Origin of the sequence: Rhodococcus sp. BP-261 (assembly GCF_019835205.1) — a bacterium.
Lineage (GTDB): Bacteria > Actinomycetota > Actinomycetes > Mycobacteriales > Mycobacteriaceae > Rhodococcoides > Rhodococcoides kyotonensis_B.
Genome location: NZ_JABUCO010000020.1, coordinates 34,185 through 55,748, shown reverse-complemented (window position 1 = coordinate 55,748; position 21,564 = coordinate 34,185). Strand labels below are relative to the sequence as shown.

Below are 21,564 nucleotides of genomic sequence, written 5' to 3'. Positions count from 1 at the left end.
CTCGTGCGTCAGGTTACCGCTGTGCCCGGTTCGAGGGACAGTCAGAGGGACAAATCCGACACCTCGGCCCGGGCCGCCTCGGCTGCCTGCATTTCCCGGGCATAGAGCAACCCGAAGGTGAATCCGTTCTCACCCGGCGTGACACCGGCGACGCGGCCGAGTTTCTGCAGTGTCTGCGCAGCGACGACCGAATCCTGATGCTCGCCCAGCACCTCCTGGACGTGCTTGAACTTCTTGATCTCGGCCTTGGCGTCCTTCTTGCCGAGGATCGGCTGCATGAGCTCGGCGGCGTACCGGGCGCGCTTCGCCGCTTTGCGCGCCTTGTGCAGCGCTTCGTCGTCACCCAGTTCGATGGCCTGATCGATACGCCTGCCGACCTTCTTGGACGCTTTCCGCGCCAACTTGGTCAGAGACTTCTCGCCGACGTCCTCGGCTCCGTCGACCAACGGAAGCTTCTGCGACCATGCCGTCAGGGTAGTGAGCAGGTCGCGGTAGCGGTCGCCGTCGAGCTCGGTGGTCACGATCGCACGAGAACGAATCTGCTCGGCCAGCAGGTCGTTCTCGATGCGCGACGCGACCGGGCCCAGCACCAGTTCTTCGGGGAGCGCGTGCACCGCGGCGGAGAATCGGGCTCGTTGAACCTGCCGGTCACGAACCTCACCGAGAAGCCCTGCATACCAGGACAGTTCCTCGTCGAAACGTTCGGCTTGCTCGTCGTCGAACAGATCCGCGAACACACGGAGCGTGCTGCGGTAACGCCGGATCGCCACACGCGTCGAATGAATGGGGTCGAGACCGCGTCGCAGATAGACGTCGCCGGCGAAGATGGCCTGCGCCTGCTCGTCGAGGTAGGCCGCGACCACGCCGATCGGTGTCGACGACGGCCGGGCCGGCCGAGTCGTCAACGCGCGGTGCAGTTTCGACGAACTGGCCGATCGCGTGGCGCCTGCGGACTTCAGGACCTTCGCGGCCTTGTCGAGAGTTTTCTCCGACCCGGCAGGCCCCAGTTCGACTTCGAGCTCACGCCAGACGCTCCCCGGCGCTCCTGGGACGTCGGCGCTGACCGAATCGTCGGCGACCTCGGCGAGTACCGCCCCACCGGCACCGGTGACGACATGAACGCGGCGCAACGACGTGAGCGTCGCGACGGGTACCAGCGGCTTGCCGAGGGCGGCGCCGACGAGAAGGTCTGCGAGCTCGTCAGGAACCACCGCGTCCTCACCGGTTCCGAGCGGGAGCCGAATCTCGGTGCGGGCCTTGTCCGCCGGGACCTTCGCGTGCCACCCGGTATCGGCATCTCCCCGGCGACGACGAAGCGTGATGCCTCGCCGCAGAAGATCCAGGTCGGCAGTGTCGTAGTAACTACTGACCAACTGCACTTCCGATACGTCGATCGAACCGCCCTTCGGGGCCAGATCGGTCAAGGAGGGAAAAACGAAGTCCGCATCCGCGTCGAACTTGTCTTCACGTTCGGTCTGAATCGAAGCCATACCAACCAGTGTGCCCGATTCGGATGAACATCGATCGATCATCCGGCCGGAACGTGCGTCGGAGAGGTGAACACGGCACGGGACGGGTTGCCGTCGCCGCCAGCCTGATCCGCATCCCTCGACACTGCACCGGCGGACGCGGCCACTCCGCCTGCGACCACGAGCGCGACCACACCACCGAGATAGCGGGACTTCTTCAGCCTGCCCCGATGCCTCGACGACGAGTCGCTGTGCCGCGGGCGTCCGGCCGACGTCCCGCTACCACCGACGACGAGCCTGCCCGCGGCGCCTGCGGCACCTCGTGCAGCGAGCAGCTGTGGATCGACGGGCACGAACACGGGCACCGACACCGCGTCGAACAGCGATTGACGGACGATCTGCATGCCGGCGCCGCCGCCGACCGCGAAGAGTGCGTCGACGCGAGCATTCGCGGCGATCATCGCTTCGGCGAGCGTGACGGCGTCGTAGACGTCGTCACGGATGAGGTCGTCCAACTCGCTGCGATGCACCCGGGCCGCGCCGCCCGACAGCGGGCCGTCGATGTCGACCGCGCTGAAACGCGACAGTCGTTCCTTGCCCGCGCACACACTCTCGACGAACGTTTCCTGCACGTCCGGGGCCAACGGCCGGCCGAAGCCGTACCGCTCGAGCAGAAACCGCACGAGGGCCGCGTCGCAGGCATCGCCGGACAACACGGTGGTGCGACGTGAGACGTGTACGTGGCCCGACGCGACGTCGACGATGGACACGGTGACGCCGCCGGCACCGACGTCGAACAACGCCACGGTCTTCTCGTCGACAAGCAGGCCGGTCTCCTGCAGTGCACCGATCTGCGCACCGAGGTCGGACACGAGCGCAAGACCGTCCACGTATTCGACGCCGTAGGCCTCGGTCGGATTCTTGTCGCGCAGCGCCAGCACGGGAGAGGGTGCCCCTCCCGCCAATTTCTTCACCGTCGCGGTGACGTCCTTCCAGTAATTCTGCGACGCGGCTGGAAGGGCGGCGAACATCTCGGTGCTCGCCGGTGGAGTCCTCCTCGAATCCACCGAAAGCCCGTGAATGCCACTCACGCCGAGGGATGCGCCGAATACGGCGGCCATCGAAAAAACCTCGCTCCATGTAAGCCCCGACCCACACGGTCGCTTTGTGAGGCTACAGGAAAAACCGGCGTGTCGCAGGTTTCAGGCCGATAAACCGACTGTAAGTGAAGTTCAGTCGACCGGGGACTGCACGAAGTTGAGGTAGGCCTTCGACGGCGTGGGCCCCCGCTGACCTTGGTACTTCGACCCCACGGACGCGCTTCCGTACGGGTTCTCCGCGGGGCTGGACAGCCGGAACAAGCACAGCTGCCCGATCTTCATGCCCGGCCACAACGTGATGGGCAGATTCGCGACGTTCGACAGCTCGAGCGTGATGTGACCGCTGAACCCCGGATCGATGAATCCTGCCGTCGAGTGTGTCAGCAGCCCGAGACGGCCGAGCGAGCTCTTGCCCTCCAGTCGTCCGGCGAGGTAGTCAGGCAGCGTCGTCAGCTCCAGGGTCGAACCGAGCACGAACTCGCCCGGGTGCAGCACGAACGGCTCGCCCTCGGCCGGCTCGACGAGCGTCGTCAACTCGTCCTGCCGCTTCGATGGATCGATGTGGGTGTAGCGAGTGTTGTCGAACACCCTGAACAGCTTGTCGAGCCGCACATCGACACTCGACGGTTGCACCATCGAGGCATCGAACGGCTCGATGCCGAGGTTGCCGGTGGACACTTCGGCACGGATATCGCGGTCGGAAAGCAGCACACCGAAGGCTAACGTGCCGTCCGGGAAGCGCGTAACGCTGCACCACCCGTCTGCGACTGGTTACCGGCGGGTGTCGAGGTCGCCGCCCGCGCGGGCACGCCGAGATCCGTCTTCGCGCCCACCCCTTCGGAAATTTCGCCGGACTCACGTTCGTTCCATTTGCCCCGATAATGAGCAATGTCCACCAATTCTGGCCTCATCACGGGGCTATCACAGAGGGATGACGATGAATTCCACCTTCGTGCTCGATCGGAGAGTCGGAGAACGAATGCGTAATCACGTTCTCGTTCCACCCGAGTCGAGCTATTTCGACCATCAATTGCAGTGCACGGTGCTGGCCACCACGCCGAGCGCACGCCCGGACCTGTGGCGAGAATTCGTCGAGGGCGCGCGAGAGAGTTATTCGCATTTCGGTGTCGAGAAAGCATTGGAGTACGAGCGAATCGCAGACGGGTCGACGACGTCGCTGTTTTTCGCGAAGCTGAGCAGATCGGGAGAATTGTGTGGAGGTCTTCGGGTTCAGGGCCCGTACTCCTACCCCCAGCAGACCCACGCGGATCTGGAGTGGGCGTCGTCGCCGACCGGCCGAACCGCACTGCGGTCGATGGTGGCCGATCGGCTTCCACATGGCGTCGTGGAAATGAAGACCGTGTGGTCGTCGGTCGACGGACCTCGGTGCGGTAGACCCGGATACCTCGGCGCCATCGGTGCATCGCTGGCCGCCGCAGTTCTCGGATGCCGCTTCACTCTCGCGACGAGCGCTGACCACGCTGTGGGCCCTTATCTCGACTCGGGTGCCGTGATGGCGGCCCACATCGACCCAGTGCCGTACCCCGACCACCGTTACAACACTCGAATCCTCTGGTGGGATCATCGCGCGATACATGCGACTGCGAGTGCCGAAACCTATCGCTACATCTCCGACGCGGTCGACGCTCTGTTGGGCCGCGCCCCCATCCCCACGGAGGCTGCTGCATCATGACCACACATTGGCAAGCAATCGTTCTCGACGACACCGACTCGGCGGACCGCGCGGAACTCAGGCGGCTGCGCGACGATCCGACGATCGAGTTTCTCGACACACTGTCGGTACAACGCGAAGGACTCGCGCGGCTGACACCGCCTCCGCCGCAGGAGATTCTCGACGAACCGATGCGGTGGGTGCACTACCCGTGGCGTCGAACCGTCGTCGCGACACTGGGACCCGTCGCCTTCCGCCGACTCCGGCTCGACCGCAATCGCAACAAGATCACCGCCGAGGAACAGGATCGACTCTCGACGCTGAAGATCGGCATCGTCGGCCTGAGCGTCGGACATGCCATTGCCTACGCACTGGCTCTCGACGGAGTCTGCGGCGCACTGCGACTCGCCGACTTCGACGAGATCGAACTGTCCAACCTGAATCGCATTCCCGCCACCCTGCTCGATCTGGGTATCACGAAGCCCATCGTCGCCGCACGCCGAATCGCGGAGATAGACCCGTACCTGCCGATCGAAATCGACGACCGTGGCGTGACCGCCGAATCCGCCGACAGCTTCGTCGACGGCCTGGACCTCGTGATCGAGGAATGCGACTCGCTCGACGTCAAACTCCTCGTCCGTGAGCATGCCCGCGCACACGGCGTGCCCGTCATCATGGAGACCAGTGACCGTGGCTTGCTCGACGTCGAACGCTTCGACCTCGAGCCGGAGCGGGCTCTGTTCCACGGCCTTCTCGGCGACATCGAATCGAGCACGCTGAAGGGACTGTCGACGCACGACAAGGTGCCGTACGTACTGGCGCTCCTGGGGGCCGACGACCTGTCCGCTCGTATGGCGGCGTCGATGATCGAGGTCGACCGTACGACGACGACCTGGCCGCAGCTCGGCAGTGAGGTCGGGTTGGGAGGCGCGTCGGTCGCGGGCGCGGTTCGACGCTTCGGACTCGGGCAGAAGCTCGAGTCCGGTCGCGTCCGCATCCACATCGACGAGCATCTGGACGCACTCGCCGTACCGACCGGCGACGTGCACATCGACGGCGCGGTTTCTCCGCTGTCCGCCGACGAGTCCACGACCGCGACCGCAAGCTCCTTCGACGCGATCGCCGACGCCGCGAACCGGGCGCCCTCGGGAGGGAACGTCCAGCCGTGGCACATCACGGTCTCCGAGGGATCGATCGCACTCGAGGTCGACACGCACCGAACCTCCGGGCTCGACGTCGCGTACCGCGGCAGCCACGTCGCGTTGGGTGCGGCGTTGTTCAACGCTCGCGTCGCTGCAGCGGACCGCGGTCTGGTCGGACAGCCGAAAATCCGAACGAACGGAGACACGGCACAGATCACCCTGTCGCTGACCGACGGCACCGACACCGATCTGGCAGCCAAGTACCCACGTGTGCTGTCCCGTGTCACGAATCGGAATCTCGGAACGCCCCGTCCGTTCGACGACGCGACGAGGTCCGCGTTGTCCGACGCGGCGGACGCCGAGGGTACGCGTCTGGCGCTCGTCACCGACCGCGACGCGATCGAGCGCGTCGCCGACATCATCGCCGAGTCCGATCGCATCCGCTATCTGACGAACTCGCTGCATTCGGAGATGATCTCGGAACTTCGTTGGCCGGGGCAGGCCGATCCGAACACCGGAATCGACGTTCACGCGTTGGCGCTCGATCCGACGGACCTCGTCAAGCTCGACGTGTCGCGTCGCTCGGATGTGATGGCGCTGCTTCGTGATTGGGACGCGGGCGTCGCCCTCGGCGAGGACAGTCACGAGCGCATCATGTCCAGTTCGGGTCTTGCGGTCACGATCGTTTCAGGGGACACACCCGCCGATTTCGTGCGCGGCGGATCCGGCACTCAGAACGTGTGGATCACCGCCGAGGAACACGGTCTCGCAGTCCATCCCGCGTCACCGGTGTTCATCTACGCTCACGAGCCCGCGGAATTCGACGAATTGTCGGCGCACTACGCCCAGGCCCTGGCACAGCTGAAAGAGCAGTTCGAGTCGATCGTCGGAATCGACACCGGAGAGTCGATCGCGTTGGTTCTGCGTTTGTCTCACACCGACGAGACGGCTGTGCGCAGCCGTCGTCGAACGCGGTCTCATGTGGCCGAGGAGCCGGTAGAGTCGGGCGCCGTACCGCAGAACTGAGTCAACCGCTGTCGGGCGGGCGTCGAGATGGCCGGGGGTAGCCATGAAACACATCCGTAGTCTCGACGCTCTCGTCACCGACGTTGCATCGGAACTCATGGGAGTCGATGCAGCGTCGGTGATGACCGCGTACACGCGAGTACTGCGCACTCTCGTCGAATACTTCGGTGTGGACGCCGCGTACCTTCGCCACACCGATTACGACAACCGCTCCACGGTCATGGTGGCCGAGTGGCCCGCCCGGCCGGACGCCCCCGATCCGGACCCCCTCGGAGTCGTGTACTTCGCCGACGCCGACCCCGTCTTCGCAGCATGTGAGCATCTGCTGCACCCCAAGGTGTTTCGGCCGCGTCCCGAGGAAGAAGAATATCGACGACGGGTCAAGGCTGCGTCCGGGTACGCGGTCACGTCCATGGCGGTCGTCCCGCTCGTCCAGGGCAGGTCGATCGGATGGGTCGGACTCATCAAGGGCGGCGACCGCGACTGGTCCGAACAGGAGACCAACGCTCTGGTCGCGATCGCGTCCATGTTCACGCAGGTGCACGCTCGAATCGAGGCCGAGGAGTCACTGCGCACGGCGGCCGAGCACGATGCACTGACCGGATTGTCGAATCGGCGTGGCGTGACCGACGATCTGGAACGCCGGCTCGACGCCAAGGCCACCGGCGGGCCGGTCGCGGTCCTGTTCCTCGACCTCGATCGATTGAAGGCACTCAACGACTTCTACGGTCACACCGCAGGGGACGCCTATCTGTGCGCACTGGCCGACACCCTGCGGGGTGTGCTGGATCCCGACGTCAGCATCGCGCGATGGGGCGGAGACGAATTCGTCGTCGTACTCCAGCCCGCGACGATCGACGGCAAGACCGCGTCGCCGTACGACGTGGCATGCCGAGTGCTCGACGCGGTCTCCTCCACCCGGGTTCTCATCGCCGGTGACGCGATCAACCGAACCGCGAGTATCGGTGTGACGACGGCATATCCGGGTGTCGACAGTGTGCACGAGGTGATCGCGAACGCCGACCAGGCCGCGTTGGTGGCGAAGCGAACCGGCGGAAACAGCGTCGCATTGTTCGACTCCACCATCAGAGCCCGCAACGCGCTGAGGAACGACGTCGAACTGCATCTGCATTCGGCGATCGAAAACGGAGAGCTGACACTGCATTACCAACCGGAGATCGACCTGCAGACCGGTCGCATCACCGCCGTCGAAGCGTTGGTTCGGTGGCAGCACCCCTCACGCGGATTACTACCCCCTGCGGACTTCATCGACATCGCCGAATCCTCGGATCTCGCAACCGAACTCGGCCGATGGGTCCTCGAGGATGCGCTACGCACCTACAGTGAGTGGGCCCGAGACATTCCGACGCTGGACATCGTTCTGCGCGTGAACGTCTCGCCTGCCCAGCTCCTGGCGACCGAATTCGTCGACATCGTCGCGCGCGCACTGACCTCGGGCTCGGTGGCCCCCACCCATCTCTGCCTCGAGATCACCGAGAACGCCGTCGTCCAGGACACCGGGCAGACAGCGAAGGTCCTTACGATGCTCCGCGAGCTGGGTGTGAGTATCGCGATCGACGACTTCGGTACCGGGTTCAGCTCTTTGGCGCACCTGAAGATCCTTCCGGTCGACGCGCTCAAGATCGACCGCGAGTTCGTCGAGCATCTCGACTCGGATGCAAGCGACCAGGCCATCGTTCGATCGATCGCCTCGCTCGCGAGAGCATTCGACCTCGACCTGATCGCAGAAGGCGTCGAGACCGAAGCGGCGCAGTCCGAACTACTCGCTGTCGGATGTCATCGCGCACAGGGCTACCTCTTCTCGCGCCCCGTTCCGGAAGAAGACATGCGGAACATGCTGGTCTCGGCTGTAGAGTCAGCTCCGTGACGCGGGGAGTCTCGAGGTAGGAGAGGAAACTGAATCGACGTCGGAGTCTGGATGCTGTGGTGACCGATGTCGCGACCCAGCTCATGGGCGCCGACGCCGCGACCGCCCGCGAGACCTACGAGGCAGTTGTCCGAGGACTCGTCAACAGCTTCGAACTGGACATCGCGTTCCTCCGCCACGTCGATTTCGACACACGGTCGAGTGTGCTGATCGCCGAATGGCCGCCGCGCACCGACGTCAAGCATCCGGACCCGCTGCACATCGTCTCGTTCGTGAACGCCGAACCCGTGTTCGCGTCGACCGAACTGCTGCGCGACATTCGCGTCATCCGCGCCGGCGACGGAGCCGACGGATACCGGAAACTCGTCGAGTCGGCGTCCGGATTCGTCGCCGACACCTTGGCAGTCGTGCCGATGGTCGACAACGGTGTCACGGTGGGTGCCCTCGGGTTCGGAACAGTGTCCGCGCGTGAATGGTCGTACGACGAACTGAACGCCCTCAGGGCCATCGCGGCCCTGATGACACAGGTCCACGCAAGAGTCGACGCCGAGAATCGCGTCCGGTACGCCGCGACGCACGACGAGCTGACGGGCTTGTTCAACCGCCGTGCACTGCTCACGTATCTGCACGAGCGACTCGACGATCATTCGACCGGACCGATCGCGGTACTGGCCCTGTACCTCGATCAATTGAAGGCGCTCAACGATTTTCTCGGCCATCTTGCCGGGGACGAATACATCGTCGCCGTGGCAGAGACCCTGCGCACCGAGATCGGATCGGACGCGGTGATCGCACGTCTGGGCGGCGACGAATTCGTCATCGTGCTGCGCGGACCCGCCAACGCCCACATCGCCACGGTGACCGCGAAGTCCGTCCTCGATGCAGTCGGAGCGCTGAATGCGCCTGGCGTGGACGGAAACCGTCGAGCGAACATCGGGATATCCGTCGCCCACCCGGGACGCATCTCCGCCGAGGCCGCGTTGAAAGGCGCCGACCAGGCCGCGCTGATCGCGCAGGCCGACGGCGGCAGAAACATTGCGCAGTTCAACGAAGAGGTACAGCGGGAGAGCGAACTGCGAAGCGACGTCGAGGTGCATCTGCGGAATGCAATCGAGGACAACGCATTGCTGCTGCACTTCCAGCCGGAGATCGACCTGATCAGCGGCAGGGTCACGGCATTCGAAGCCCTCGTGCGATGGCAGCACCCGATCCGTGGCCTCCTGCCCCCGAATGCCTTCATCCCCGTCGCCGAAGCGACCAACCTCGCACCCCAACTCGGCCGGTGGGTACTCGAGAACGCGTGCCGAACGCTGGCCGACTGGCGCAGCACACTACCCGGACTCGACATCTCGATGCGGGTGAACGTCTCACCCACACAGTTGGTGTCCACCGACTTCGTACGCACCGTCGCGGCGGTGCTGCGGCAGTACGGCATCGCGCCCGCGTCACTGTGTCTCGAGATCACCGAGGTCGCCGTCGTGAAGGATCTGGAACGCACCCGACGAACCCTGCACGGGCTGCGCCGTCACGGTGTCCACGTCGCCATCGACGATTTCGGCACCGGCTACAGCTCTTTGTCGCACCTGAAGGAACTACCGGTCGATGCCTTGAAGATCGACCGGGCATTCGTGGCCAGCCTCGGAACTGCCGATCGAGACGACGTCGCGATCGTCGCTTCGGTCGTCGGACTCGCTGCATCCTTCGATCTCGACGTCATCGCCGAGGGCGTCGAGACGCGTGAGGCCGCCGACGTTCTGGTGGGGCTCGGATGCCGACGCGCCCAGGGCTACCTGATATCCCGACCTGTCCCCGCAGCCGACGCACTCGAGCTGCTACGGGGCGTCACCATCGACATCTGACGCATCCCCGTGCTGCTACAGTGTCTTCTCGCGGGTCGTACGACCCGAAACGCCGGTGTAGTTCATTGGTAGAACGCGACCTTCCCAAGGTTGAGAGGCGGGTTCGATTCCCGTCACCGGCTCTTCACGGAGTTATCGGCGTGTAACGACCGACCTGCCTTTTGTGAACAATCCCGATACATCCCCTCGCTCGCTGCGACAAGTCACCACGACCGGCATATCGTGAAGGCAACGCGGGGGAGAATGCGCGAGGGATTGTGTGAACCGCACACTGACTGTGGCTTTCTGCACGGTAGCGATCGCGCTCGGTGCCGGCATCGCGACGGCACAGCCCGTCGTGCCGTCCGTTCCCGGCCCTGCGCAATCCAGTCATGCCGACGCGATCCGTTACTCGGAAGCGCATCCGAACTCGACACCACCCGGCGTCAACGACACCTCGTGCGTGCCGTCGCCGAACCATCCGAACCCCGTGATCCTGGTGCACGGCACCGATGCGACGGCGTATGCCGACTGGGCGGGCCTCGGTCCGGTCCTGCAGACACAGGAGTACTGCGCGTATGCACTGAACTACGGCGCGTCGCCTGACGGAACGACTTACGGATACAGCGACATTCGCGACAGCGCAGCCGAACTGAAGGACTTCACCGAACGCGTTCTCGCGCGAACCGGCGCCGAGAAGGTGGACATCGTCGGATACTCGCAAGGCGCCGCGGTGTCACGGTATTACACCAACGAGTTGGGCGGGGCGGCCGTCGTCGACGAATGGATCGGTATCGCGTCACCGACCTACGGCGGAAACGCGTACGGCTTTTCCCCTGTCGTGCAATCCATTCCGGGTGGAACCACAGCGGTGTCGAGTGAATTCGGGCCCGCGCTCGTGCAACTGCTTCAGGGATCGGAATTTCTGAACCAGTTGAACGCACACGGTGACACCGTGCCCGGCGTCCACTACACGTCCATCGCGACCCGCGTCGACGAGACGATCCAGCCCTACACCAACGCGCTGTTCCACGACCCGGACGTGACGAACATCGTGGTGCAGGACGTATGCCCGATCAACAACGTCGCGCACTTCACGATCACCTACGATCCGACGACGCTGGGACTCGTTCTCGCAGCGCTCGATCCGAGCGCGGGAATCGTCCCCTACTGCGGTCCGGTTCCTCTCGGTGCAGGCATTCTCGACGTCGTCGTCGCGAGCAACTGACTGCGACGCGTCAGCCAGTCGACCGCGAATGCGGTGATCTCCCGCGCGTCGACGAGCACGCTGTCCGCGTCGCCGATCGTGCCTCGACGGCCGGAACCGGTCGCGAGGAAATCCTCGACGACGGACGCGAAGTAGTCGTCGTCCAGGCCGTCGACGATCGGTCTCGACGTGTCGAACTCCTCCACCCACCGCCAGACCGTGCTGCCGTCGTCACCCCGTAGCGGGTATTCGATGCGCACGCGACGTTTGTCCGGTATGTCGGCGGTGGCCTCCGCATGATGCAACACCGTCATCGTGTCGAGAGGCGCCCCGACCATCAGCACCATGCCACCCGACGCGACGATCCGTGCCAACGGTGTCGAGGCGCCGTAGCCGTCGTCCATCGGGTGATCACGTGTCAGTTCGTCGGCGCGACAACCCAACGCGGACATGGCAGCTCCCGGGTTGGCGCTGGTGTGCACACCGGGCCTGGAACGAATGGTCGACGCCAGGATGCCGTGGTCGCGAGCGGGCCGGGACGTCGCGGGGTCGTACGGAGGGACGTGCGCGCGCAGCGGCTCCTGCACACTGCCGTCGTCGTTCCAGATGTCGACACCGACGCCCCAATCCTGGTACGACACAACCGTTCCCGACGGCCCGACGACGTCGAGCACGGCGTCGACGAGCGCATCGGGGCCTCCGAGAACCGGACCGACTCGGCTGAACGCCGCGTGCATCATGACGATGTTCCCGTCGCCGAGACCCAGTGCTGCCGCGTCGGCCGCCAGGCTCGCCCGTGTATGCGGGCTCACTGGATCGAGCCGTCCATGCACAGCTGATAAGCACGTAACCCGATGAACAACTCCGACGCGTGGACCGGGTCGAGGAAGTCCCGCCCCGTCAACTCCTGTATCCGCCGCAAGCGGTACAGCACGGTGTTGCGGTGATAGTGCAGCCGTTCGGCTGCGTCGGTGGTCGACCCCTTGGAGCGGAACCACGCGTCCAACGTGGCCAGCAGGCTCGACCTCTCGGCGTCGGGGAGATCGAGGAGTTTACCGAGGATCTGCCGTCCTGCGGTGCGTCCGGAATCGGGGTTTCCGGCGAGCAGCAGCGGGACCGGAACCGAGTCGAACCGCGTCGACGCGGAATCGTCCACGCGTGCACACGCCCGGGCGAGCCTTGCCTGCTCGACCGCGGCAGGCGTACCGGACGGAGACGAGAACAGTGAGCTGACGCCGATGTTGCCGCTGCCGGCAGGAATGGCGTCGACGACGGCGTCGAGAAGGGCATCGGAACCGGCGAACAACAGTCCGAGCACGCCGTCGACCTCGCTGTCCCAGATCGCATCGACCCCGCGAGTAGCGATGTCGGCGCAGGACGCCTCGGCCGACACGACGACGAAACTGCCACGCTCGGGGATACGGAACGTGCGCAGTGCGTCGGAGACGGCGGCCGGATTCGATCCGTGACCGGCGAACACCGCGCGGACGAGCCGTCGTCGCACATCGGCGTCCTGCTCGGCCCTGGCCTCGGTGCTCAGTCGATAGGCGTCCGCCGCTGCATCGGAGTAGACGTCCACGAGGGCCCACACCTGGGCAGCGATGTCGAGCAGCGCCCGTGGTCGGTCCGCCTCCGAACGCTCCATGAGTTCTTCCCAGATGAGGCGTCCGCCCAATCGAAACGCATGGAGCAGAGCGGCCAGCGGAACGCCCTGTTCGGCCTTCAAGCGACCCGCTGCTCGCGCGGAGTCCAAGTCGATCGGTCGTATGCCCGCGAGGTTCGAGATCAGCGCCGTGACGTTCGCGAAACAAGCCTCGCGAAGTTGCTCCCGCGTCAACGACGTGGACTCGACATACCCGTGCTCGGCGTCGAGGATGCGTCGAACTAGCTCGTCGGTGAGGCTGTCCACCGCATCCATCAGCGGCGCCGCCAGCTCGTAGGACGCGGTGGCGGCCGGTGCAGTCGTCATGATTCGATGCTAGATCACCCGGTGTTAGCCAGGCCACAGTTTCTTTGTGCGACGGCACAAGAAGTCGACAGCGTCCGCCCATAGCGTCCGCGTTCGGCTGCGATGACAATCACAGCGAAGGACCGATGCCGAGCGAGACGGGGGCTGCCCGAAGTGACCGAACGATCCACAACCCATCTGCACGTCGATCGGAACGCGGAGATCGAGGCACGCCATGCCGTCGACACGGCCCTCGCAGAGCTCGGCGAGGGCGAGAAGACATGGGCGTCGCTGTCGCTGTCGAAGCGCGCGGATCTTCTCGGTCGCGTCCGTGACCTCACTGTCGAGCACGGCAACGAATGGGTCGACGCCGCCCGCGTGATCAAGGGCCTGAGCGAGTCGTCGCCGCTGCTCGGTGAGGAGTGGATGTCGGGGCCCTACGCGTTCGCCGGCGGAGCGAGCACGCTCATCCACACGTTGACTGCGCTGGACTCCGGCAACAGCCCGCTCGCGTCGGTCGAGTTCGGTTCGGCCCCGGGCGACCGCACGACCGTTCAGGTCCTACCGATGACCATGTACGATTCGTTGCTGCTCAGCGGTTTTCGCGCCGACGTCTGGCTGAAACCCGGCATCGATGCAGCGACTGCGACCCGCAGCGCCGGGCTGGCCCAACGTGAGCCGACGCGGACCGGCGGCATCGGCGCCGTCCTCGGTGCAGGCAACATCACGTCGATCGCACCGCTGGACACGTTCTACGAGCTGTTCGCGCACAACCGCGTCGTCGCATTGAAGCTCAACCCCATCACCGATCCGATGCTGCCCGTCCTGACGACGGTGTTGGCGCCGCTGATCGAGGTCGGCGCGGTCCGCATTCTGACCGGCGGCCCGGAAGTCGGAACGTACCTCGTGCAGCATCCGTCGGTGGCGCACGTGCACATGACCGGTAGTTCGATCACGCACGACGCCATCGTGTTCGGTCCAGGTGAGACCGGCGCCGAACGAAAAGCAGCCAACGACCCGATCCTGACGAAACCCATGACGAGCGAACTCGGTGGCGTGTCACCGACCATCGTGCTTCCCGGCAAGTGGAGCCGCGCGGACATCGAGTTCCAGGCCGAACACATCGCCACACAACGACTGCACAACAACGGCTACAACTGCGTCGCAGCGCAGGCGGTGATCATCTCGTCGGCATGGGACCAGCGCGACGAATTCCTCGCCGCCCTGCGTGACGCCCTCGACCGCGCGCCCGGTCGCCGCGCCTACTACCCCGGCAGCGACGCGCGGGTGACCGGCGCGCTCGACAGCTATCCCCGGTCGGAACGGTTGAGCAACGGACGCGTGCTGATCGGCGACATCGATCCGGGCGACGAAACGGCCCTGCTGACCACCGAGTACTTCGCACCGGTCCTCGGTGTCGTCGAACTACCCTGCACCGGAAACTCATTCGCCGAGAAGGCAGTGCAGACCGCGAACGACGACTTCGTCGGAACGCTCGGGATCAACATCATCGCGCATCCCTCGACGATCGCCGAGATGGGCGATCGCTTCGAATCCCTTCTCGCCGAACTGCGCTATGGAACGGTTGCCGTCAATACGTGGACGGGCCTCGGATTCCTCTCCGCCGCAGCCACGTGGGGCGCATTTCCCGGACACACCATCGACGACGTCCAGAGTGGAATCGGCATCGTGCACAACGCTTTGCTGATCGACGGCGCAGAACGGACGGTGGTGCGCGGCCCGTTCCGGCCGGCGCCGCGCTCGCTGCTGGCCCGGGAATGGGCGCTCACCCCCAAACCTCCGTGGTTCCTTTCCAACCGAACGGCCGCCACGACAGGTAGGTTGCTGACAGCATTCGCCGGTAAGCCGTCGTGGGCGAAACTTCCCGCGATCTTCGCCTCGGCGTTGCGCGGATAAGGGGGAAACATGGACCACCCATCGATCGCCGACTACGTCGTCGTCGGCGCAGGATCCTCGGGGGCTGTGCTGGCGAACCGGCTGAGCGCCGACCCACGCAACAGCGTCGTCCTCCTCGAAGCGGGGCCGGAGGACAAGAACAAGTTCGCGCACATTCCGGCGGCGTTCTCGAAACTGTTCCGGAGCGACGTCGACTGGGACTACGACTCCGAGCCCCAGCCCGAACTGAAGGGCCGCAGCATCTTCTGGCCGCGAGGCAAGATGCTCGGCGGGTCGTCGTCGATGAACGCCATGATGTGGGTGCGCGGATTCGCGGCCGACTACGACGAATGGGCGTCACTGGCCGATTCGTCGTGGTCGTTCGACAAGATCGTCCCCTACTTCCGCAAGATAGAAAGCATCGAGAACGCAACAGCTCTCGACGCCGGCAACTCCGGCCCGTTGATCGTGTCGAACCAACGCAGCCCGCGTGCACTGACGTCGTCGTTCCTCGAGGCCGTGCGCGAAGCCGGCTACCCCGTCGAACCCGCGAATCTGCCGGAGCCGAAAGGCTTTTCGCAGACCATGGTCACGCAGAAGCGTGGGGCGCGGTGGAGCACGGCGGACGCGTACCTGAAGCCGATCCGCAAGCGCTCCAACCTGACCGTTCTCACCGAGTCGCAGGCGCAGCGAGTGGTGTTCGACGGGACCGCGGCGGTAGGCGTCGAATACGTCTCGGGTGGTGTCGTCCGTACCGTGCGTGCCGCGCGCGAAGTCGTTCTCGCCGGCGGGGCGGTCAATTCACCGCAGCTTCTCATGCTGTCCGGCATCGGAGACAAGGCACAGCTCGACGCACACGGCATCGAGGTCCTGCACCATTCGCCTCACGTCGGCAAGAACCTCACCGACCACCTCGCCGCGTTGATCGGCTGGAGCGTCGAGAAGGATTCGCTGTTCTTCGCCGAGAAGATCCCCGAACTGGTCAACTACCTCGTCCGACGACGCGGAATGCTCACGTCCAACGTGGCCGAGGCGTACGGGTTCATCAGGAGTCGTGACAGCGTCTCGCTGCCCGACGTCGAGCTGATCTACGCGCCCGCGCCGTTCTTCGACGAAGGCCTCATCGCGCCCGACGCGCATGCGGCCGTCATCGGGTCCGTCCTGCTCCGGCCCGAAAGCCGCGGCGAGATCACGTTGCGCTCCGCCGACCCGCTCGCCAAGCCCATCATCGAACCCCGCTACCTCAGCGATCCCGACGGGGTGGACCGGCAGGCGATGATCGAGGGACTGCGCGTGTGTACGCAGATCGCGTCGCAGCCGGCGCTCAAGGGGTTGCTCGGCGACATCGTGCGGCCGAGGGTCGGTGCCGACGCCTCCGCCGACGACCTCCTCACCGAGGCGCTCGAACAGAACGCGCACACGCTGTACCACCCCGTCAGCACCTGCCGCATGGGTAGCGACGCGTCGAGCGTCGTCACGCCGGACCTGCGGGTGCGCGGTGTCGACAAGCTGCGCGTCGCGGACGCGTCGATCATGCCGACGATCATCCGCGGGCACACCCACGCGCCGAGTGTCGTGATCGGCGAGAAGGCCGCGGATCTGATTCTGGGCTGAGCGCCCAGGCGAAATTCAAACATCACGGTACGGTAACGAATCGTACCGTGATGTGTCACGGGCCGTAACGATCGTGCTGAACGAGTGACCCTGCCCCCTTGCCGATGTAGCGTCGAATATGCCACCGCCACAACATGTATGGCGGCGTCGCTGGAAGACGAACGAGCGCCGGGTGAACCGGCCATCGACTTTCGACCCATCCGGATTCGAGGCTGCGGCGAATCCCCCACAACGCTCGGGTAAGACGAGCCAACGCAAGGGAGAAAAATCATCATGATCTCGATCCGTAAAGTCATGGCCGCCACCGCAATCGGTGCGATGACGCTCGTACCGCTCGCGGCGTGCTCCAGCGACGATTCGTCCAGCTCCAGCTCCAGCGACACCACGTCGGCAGCAGCCACCTCGGCCGAAGCTACCCCGGAGCCTGTTGCCGAGGTCGACGACCTGTCCAACGGCGTCAGCACCGCGGTGGCCCTCGACCCCGGATTCACCGGCGCGCTCACGACCCTGGGCCTCACCCCAGGAACCATCGGAACCGCCACTCTCGCAGACGGTTCCATCTCCTTCCCGATCACCGGCGGCGAGGTCAAGTACTGGGAGCCGGGCACCGTCGACCCGTACGTGCAGGGCGAGATCATGCACGACGGCAGCGGACTCTCGCTGACCGCAGGTGACACCGTCGTCGAGCTGACGGACTTCGACATCGATCCGGGAACGTCTCTGCTGACCGGCACGGTCACGGTGAACGGCGACGTCGCCGCAGAAGATGCCGTCATCTTCGATCTCGACGGCCGCACCCTGAACCCGCTGGCCACCGGCCCCGACAACACCGCGATCCTGCAGGGCACCCAGGTCAAGATCTCGGAGACCGCAGCCGGCCTGCTGAACGATACGTTCAAGACCGACGCCGTCACCCCGGGCCTGCTCGTGGGCGTCGCAACCATCACCATCGCCACTGCGTAAAACACCGATGGGTTTTCGCAGCCCGCTCCGCGGACCGTGGTTCACCTCGGTTCTCGGAGCGGTTCTGCTCGTCGGCCTGCCGATCGTCATCGTCACCGGGCTGCTGTCCTACATCGCGTATGGACCGCAGTTCGGGCAGGCGATGCCCGGCGACGTCGGCTGGCTGCGGTTGCCGCAGTTCGATTGGCCCACCGATCCCGTCTGGCTGTATCGCCTCACGCAAGGCTTGCACGTCGGACTCGGACTGGTGCTCGTTCCGATCGTGTTGGCCAAACTGTGGTCGGTCATTCCGAAGCTCTTCACGACACCACCCGTACGGTCGATTGCCCAAGCGCTCGAACGTCTTTCGCTCCTCGCGCTCGTCGGGGGCATCCTGTTCGAGATCGTCACCGGTGTTCTGAACATCCAGTACGACTACATCTTCGGCTTCAGCTTCTACACGGCCCACTACTGGGGCGCGTGGATCTTCATCGCCGGATTCGTCAGTCACGCGATTCTCAAGACACCGTTGATGATTCGTACGCTCCGCGGACGCTCGCTGATGCAGACTCTTCGTGACGGGCAGGAGCACGGCGACTCCGATCTGATCGCCGCCGACCCGTCGGAGCCCACTATCAGCCGACGCGGTGCGCTTGCCCTCGTCGGTGGCGGTGCGGCATTCGTCGCAGTACTCACCGTCGGGCAGACGACGGGCGGATTCCTTCGAAACGCAGCGATTCTCCTTCCCCGTGGCCGTTCCTACGGCGACGGACCCAACGACTTCCAGGTCAACCGGACCGCCGCTGCTGCCCGGATTCCCGAAGACCATGCGGGGTGGACTCTCACCCTGACAGGAGGGACGTCGCCGGTGACCTTCACGCGCGAAGCGTTGCTGACGATGCCTCAACACACTGCCCGGTTGCCTATCGCCTGCGTCGAGGGCTGGTCGACGGTACAGACATGGACGGGAGTGCGGCTACGCGACCTGGCCGCCGCTGCCGGAACACCCGAACCGGGATCCGCGCAGGTCACGTCACTCGAGAAGGACGGGCCGTTCCGTCAGGCGATGCTGCAGTCCAATCAGGTGCTGCACCCGGACTCGCTGCTGGCGCTGCGAGTCAATGGAGTCGACCTGTCGCCGGACCACGGTTACCCGGCTCGCATCATCGTCCCGGCCATGCCCGGGGTGCACAACACCAAATGGGTCGAGACCATCGAATTCAGGACTGTCTCGTGAGGTACTTCGTCCGCTTCTACGGGGCGCACCCATTGCATGTGCTGGCAATGGGTTTCGCCTTCGCCCTCATGGGCTATGTGGTCTGGATGGCAGGCATACAGACATTCTGGAATCGTGATGTCTGGTGGCAGTCCATCGCAGTGTGGTTCGCAGGGGCCGTCGTCGTGCACGATCTGGTGCTGTTCCCGCTCTACGCAGTCGTCGACCGGTCTCTCTCGAGCGGTATCGCCGCTGTCCGCGGCCGCGCCCCTCACGTCCGCTGGCGTGTATCGCCGCTCAACTACATACGAATCCCGTTGATGGGGACGGCATTGACATTCGTGCTGTTCCTGCCCGGGATCATCTCGCAGGGCTCGCAAACCTATGTCGCCGCAACGGGTCTGACTCAGGACCCGTTCCTCGGACGGTGGCTCGCGCTCACCGCAGCATTGTTCGGGATCAGCGCCATCACCTATGCACTTCGCACCGCACTCACCAGGAGGCCTGCATGACTGTCACAGCCGACGAGCTGTTTCGACGGGCCTCTTCGGGCCTTCCCTGTTGGATGGGAGATTCCGACGGCACACGCGTCTCGTTGCCGATCGCTCGATGGATGGGTGGCGACGCGTCGACGACCGAAGACCGTATCGCCGACAATCGCATGATCGGCCATTGCAGCGGTCCCACACTCGATCTCGGCTGCGGGCCCGGCCGTCTCACCGAAGGTCTTGCGCGACGCGGCATCTCGGCTCTGGGCGTCGACACCTCCCGTGAGGCCGTTCAGTTGACCGTCGGGCGTGGAGGCCGTGCGGTGCTGCGAGATCTGTTCGAACCCCTACCGAACGCCGGCGAATGGGCCTGCGTCCTGCTGGCCGACGGAAACATCGGCATCGGCGGAGATCCGGTCCGGCTGTTGCGTCGTGCCGCCGAACTGATCCGCCCCGACGGCACGATCATCGCCGAGGTCGATCCCCCGGGCGACGGCGCCGTACGTCGACGGACCGTGCGGTGGGAGACCGACACGATGGTCGGCGACTGGTTTGCGTGGGCCAGCGTCAGCGCCGACGCGACGGCCGATCTGGCACGCTCGGCCGGCTTACGCGTCGTCGACATCGGGCAGATTCACGGGCGATACGTCGCGCGCTTGAGTGCGCCTTCGGCACCCGTGCGCGGATAGTCGGTGCCTGGGCCAACTATGCACGCACGGGCGGCGCAGCCGCACTACCAGTTCGTGAACAGCAGATGATTGATCAGCAGCGCCGCGAGTACCTGCAGGGCAAGCCAGAACTTGTGCGTCCGCGCGGGAAGTACCGCGGGGGCCAACAACATCCACATCGCGAACGGCAGCCAGATGCGTTCGGTCTCGGCCTTGCTGAGTTGACTCAGGTCGGCCATGACGACGGCGGCGAGCCCCGCGAGCACGAGCAGATTCACCGGATGCAGCCTCGTGAAGATGCGCGGCAGTGCGGCCGGTACGGCAACACCCAACGCGCAGAACAGCGCTGCGAAGTTGGCCCAGCCCCAGTACGCGAACGGCCGGTCCGTCGCGATGCCCTGGTAGTAGCGTTCCTGGACCAGCTCGTACCCGTCGAACCACCAGAAGCCGTACGCCGTGAAGATCGCCGTGACGACCAGCGCGCCGGCGACGGCGCCGACCAACGACCACGCCGTGCGCGCCGCGATCAGCACCGCGATCGCAGGCAGCCCCATCAGCACGAGACCGTAGTTGAGGTAGATGCCGAACCCGAGCAGCACACCGGCCGCGATGGACGCCGGCCACCGGTGATGCTTCGTCGAAACGGCCAGCAGCGCAATGCCCCACGCGACGACACCGGTGTAGAACGCGTCGGCGGACACGGCGATCCAGATCGCGGCGGGTGCGATCGCGACGAACGGCGCTGCCCGACGCGCCATCGTCTCGTCACCGAGAGCCCGCAGCGCCACCATGACCGCCATCGCCGCGCTGGTTCCCACCAGAACGCACAGCCCCGCGGCCCACGCGCCGCCGCTCAGCCCGAGACGGTCGAGCCACACGAACGTCAGCAACGCACCCGGCGGGTGGCCGGAGACGTGCGTCGTCCACGAGTCGGGTTGGTAGTCGAGAATGCGTTCGGAGAAGCCGCGCAACGTCTCCGGGATGTCGGTGATGCCGGGGACCTCGTGCAGATACTCGTCGGTCGACGCGAGCCGGTCGACGAATCCCCGTCGCCACCCGTCGATCATCGCGAGCGACATGGTCCACGCACCCGACGCGGCCCACGTCGACAGCAGGAGCCGTCGCCACGACAGCCGTCGAGCGATCTCGGGACCCCACAGCACGGCGGCGACGCCGAGCAGGATCGCGAACGGTGTGCCCCAGCCGAAGTGGATCTCACGGAACCCGAAAAGCGGTGCCGCGTCGGCGAAATCGCGGACCTGCTGCGGAGTTCTGTTGATGATCGGCGTGACGAGCTCGTTGCCCAGGTAGGGGACGACGAACGCCACCGCGACGAGTGCAACGGCAAGAACGGCCGCGACGGATTCTCTCCAATACCGGATGATGTTCACCTAACGTTCGTGCGAGTCACTCGTTGCGCACAGCATAGAAGAGGATGGAAGAGGGAACC

At 65.3% G+C, this 21,564-nt stretch carries 17 protein-coding genes and 1 tRNA gene; 12 read left to right on the top strand and 6 right to left on the bottom strand.

Annotated elements, in window-relative coordinates; all coding sequences use genetic code 11:
- Positions 1 to 41: 41 nt before the first annotated feature.
- The 3 genes from HQ354_RS19515 to dcd form a co-directional block, all read right to left on the bottom strand.
- The gene (locus tag HQ354_RS19515) at positions 42 to 1,490 is read right to left on the bottom strand and encodes a CYTH and CHAD domain-containing protein (RefSeq protein ID WP_068422765.1); all 1,449 of its coding nucleotides are present in this window, start codon (positions 1,488 to 1,490) and stop codon (positions 42 to 44) included.
- Positions 1,491 to 1,528: 38 nt separating this feature from the next.
- Positions 1,529 to 2,590 carry an Hsp70 family protein gene (locus tag HQ354_RS19510; RefSeq protein ID WP_222635374.1) on the bottom strand — a complete coding sequence of 354 codons (1,062 nt, stop codon included), beginning with the start codon at positions 2,588 to 2,590 and terminating at the stop codon, positions 1,529 to 1,531.
- 111 nt (positions 2,591 to 2,701) lie between these two features.
- A complete protein-coding gene (gene dcd / locus HQ354_RS19505; protein ID WP_068422760.1) occupies positions 2,702 to 3,280 on the bottom strand; it encodes a dCTP deaminase in 579 nt (192 codons plus the stop codon).
- A gap of 226 nt (positions 3,281 to 3,506) precedes the next feature.
- On the opposite strand from dcd, the gene HQ354_RS19500 reads away from it, so the two are divergent.
- The 6 genes from HQ354_RS19500 (at position 3,507) to HQ354_RS19475 (ending at position 11,363) form a co-directional block, all read left to right on the top strand.
- On the top strand, positions 3,507 to 4,262 hold the full coding sequence (locus HQ354_RS19500; protein ID WP_167676216.1) for a hypothetical protein: 756 nt from the start codon (positions 3,507 to 3,509) through the stop codon (positions 4,260 to 4,262).
- Positions 4,259 to 6,409, top strand: a complete 2,151-nt coding sequence (locus HQ354_RS19495) for an Rv1355c family protein (protein ID WP_261768934.1) — start codon at positions 4,259 to 4,261, stop codon at positions 6,407 to 6,409. Before HQ354_RS19500 ends, HQ354_RS19495 begins: the two co-directional genes overlap by 4 nt.
- Before the next feature lie 43 nt (positions 6,410 to 6,452).
- Complete coding sequence (locus tag HQ354_RS19490) at positions 6,453 to 8,297, top strand: bifunctional diguanylate cyclase/phosphodiesterase (protein ID WP_068422751.1); 1,845 nt, start codon at positions 6,453 to 6,455, stop codon at positions 8,295 to 8,297.
- Positions 8,298 to 8,353: 56 nt separating this feature from the next.
- Positions 8,354 to 10,156 carry an EAL domain-containing protein gene (locus HQ354_RS19485; RefSeq protein ID WP_308115236.1) on the top strand — a complete coding sequence of 601 codons (1,803 nt, stop codon included), beginning with the start codon at positions 8,354 to 8,356 and terminating at the stop codon, positions 10,154 to 10,156.
- 51 nt (positions 10,157 to 10,207) lie between these two features.
- A tRNA-Gly gene (locus HQ354_RS19480) sits at positions 10,208 to 10,278 on the top strand.
- Positions 10,279 to 10,415: 137 nt separating this feature from the next.
- A complete protein-coding gene (locus HQ354_RS19475) occupies positions 10,416 to 11,363 on the top strand; it encodes a triacylglycerol lipase (RefSeq protein WP_068422749.1) in 948 nt (315 codons plus the stop codon).
- Here the strand turns inward: HQ354_RS19475 and aac(3) are convergent.
- On the bottom strand, positions 11,303 to 12,154 hold the full coding sequence (gene aac(3) / locus HQ354_RS19470; protein WP_068422746.1) for an aminoglycoside 3-N-acetyltransferase: 852 nt from the start codon (positions 12,152 to 12,154) through the stop codon (positions 11,303 to 11,305). The two genes, HQ354_RS19475 and aac(3), sit on opposite strands and share 61 nt — an antisense overlap.
- The gene (locus tag HQ354_RS19465) at positions 12,151 to 13,311 is read right to left on the bottom strand and encodes a CdaR family transcriptional regulator (protein WP_068422743.1); all 1,161 of its coding nucleotides are present in this window, start codon (positions 13,309 to 13,311) and stop codon (positions 12,151 to 12,153) included. Before HQ354_RS19465 ends, aac(3) begins: the two co-directional genes overlap by 4 nt.
- Before the next feature lie 177 nt (positions 13,312 to 13,488).
- Here HQ354_RS19465 and HQ354_RS19460 point away from each other — a divergent pair, with 177 nt between their 5' ends.
- The 6 genes from HQ354_RS19460 to HQ354_RS19435 all read left to right on the top strand — a co-directional run bounded on the left by HQ354_RS19460 (position 13,489) and on the right by HQ354_RS19435 (position 20,135).
- Positions 13,489 to 15,207 (top strand): aldehyde dehydrogenase family protein, encoded by a 1,719-nt coding sequence (locus tag HQ354_RS19460; RefSeq protein ID WP_068422994.1) that lies wholly within the window; start codon positions 13,489 to 13,491, stop codon positions 15,205 to 15,207.
- Positions 15,208 to 15,216: 9 nt separating this feature from the next.
- The gene (locus HQ354_RS19455) at positions 15,217 to 16,800 is read left to right on the top strand and encodes a GMC family oxidoreductase (protein WP_068422740.1); all 1,584 of its coding nucleotides are present in this window, start codon (positions 15,217 to 15,219) and stop codon (positions 16,798 to 16,800) included.
- Between the two features lie 273 nt (positions 16,801 to 17,073).
- Positions 17,074 to 17,763, top strand: coding sequence for a hypothetical protein (locus tag HQ354_RS19450; protein ID WP_068422737.1), 690 nt, complete (start codon positions 17,074 to 17,076; stop codon positions 17,761 to 17,763).
- Between the two features lie 7 nt (positions 17,764 to 17,770).
- Positions 17,771 to 18,979 (top strand): molybdopterin-dependent oxidoreductase, encoded by a 1,209-nt coding sequence (locus tag HQ354_RS19445; protein WP_068422734.1) that lies wholly within the window; start codon positions 17,771 to 17,773, stop codon positions 18,977 to 18,979.
- Positions 18,943 to 19,470 carry a hypothetical protein gene (locus HQ354_RS19440; RefSeq protein ID WP_068422731.1) on the top strand — a complete coding sequence of 176 codons (528 nt, stop codon included), beginning with the start codon at positions 18,943 to 18,945 and terminating at the stop codon, positions 19,468 to 19,470. The genes HQ354_RS19445 and HQ354_RS19440 overlap by 37 nt, the downstream gene beginning before the upstream one ends.
- The gene (locus HQ354_RS19435; protein ID WP_222635375.1) at positions 19,467 to 20,135 is read left to right on the top strand and encodes a methyltransferase domain-containing protein; all 669 of its coding nucleotides are present in this window, start codon (positions 19,467 to 19,469) and stop codon (positions 20,133 to 20,135) included. The genes HQ354_RS19440 and HQ354_RS19435 overlap by 4 nt, the downstream gene beginning before the upstream one ends.
- A 44-nt stretch (positions 20,136 to 20,179) precedes the next feature.
- Here HQ354_RS19435 and HQ354_RS19430 read toward each other — a convergent pair whose 3' ends face one another.
- Positions 20,180 to 21,499, bottom strand: a complete 1,320-nt coding sequence (locus HQ354_RS19430; RefSeq protein ID WP_222635393.1) for a hypothetical protein — start codon at positions 21,497 to 21,499, stop codon at positions 20,180 to 20,182.
- Positions 21,500 to 21,564: the final 65 nt, after the last annotated feature.

Bases quoted from the DNA above. Each gene is read 5' to 3' on its own strand.
- HQ354_RS19515 (WP_068422765.1), bottom strand. From the start codon at position 1,490: ATGGCTTCGATTCAGACCGAACGTGAAGACAAGTTCGACGCGGATGCG.
- HQ354_RS19510 (WP_222635374.1), bottom strand. From the start codon at position 2,590: ATGGCCGCCGTATTCGGCGCATCCCTCGGCGTGAGTGGCATTCACGGG.
- HQ354_RS19500 (WP_167676216.1), top strand. From the start codon at position 3,507: ATGAATTCCACCTTCGTGCTCGATCGGAGAGTCGGAGAACGAATGCGT.
- HQ354_RS19495 (WP_261768934.1), top strand. From the start codon at position 4,259: ATGACCACACATTGGCAAGCAATCGTTCTCGACGACACCGACTCGGCG.
- HQ354_RS19490 (WP_068422751.1), top strand. From the start codon at position 6,453: ATGAAACACATCCGTAGTCTCGACGCTCTCGTCACCGACGTTGCATCG.
- HQ354_RS19465 (WP_068422743.1), bottom strand. From the start codon at position 13,311: ATGACGACTGCACCGGCCGCCACCGCGTCCTACGAGCTGGCGGCGCCG.
- HQ354_RS19455 (WP_068422740.1), top strand. From the start codon at position 15,217: ATGGACCACCCATCGATCGCCGACTACGTCGTCGTCGGCGCAGGATCC.
- HQ354_RS19450 (WP_068422737.1), top strand. From the start codon at position 17,074: ATGATCTCGATCCGTAAAGTCATGGCCGCCACCGCAATCGGTGCGATG.
- HQ354_RS19445 (WP_068422734.1), top strand. From the start codon at position 17,771: ATGGGTTTTCGCAGCCCGCTCCGCGGACCGTGGTTCACCTCGGTTCTC.
- HQ354_RS19440 (WP_068422731.1), top strand. From the start codon at position 18,943: ATGGGTCGAGACCATCGAATTCAGGACTGTCTCGTGAGGTACTTCGTC.
- HQ354_RS19435 (WP_222635375.1), top strand. From the start codon at position 19,467: ATGACTGTCACAGCCGACGAGCTGTTTCGACGGGCCTCTTCGGGCCTT.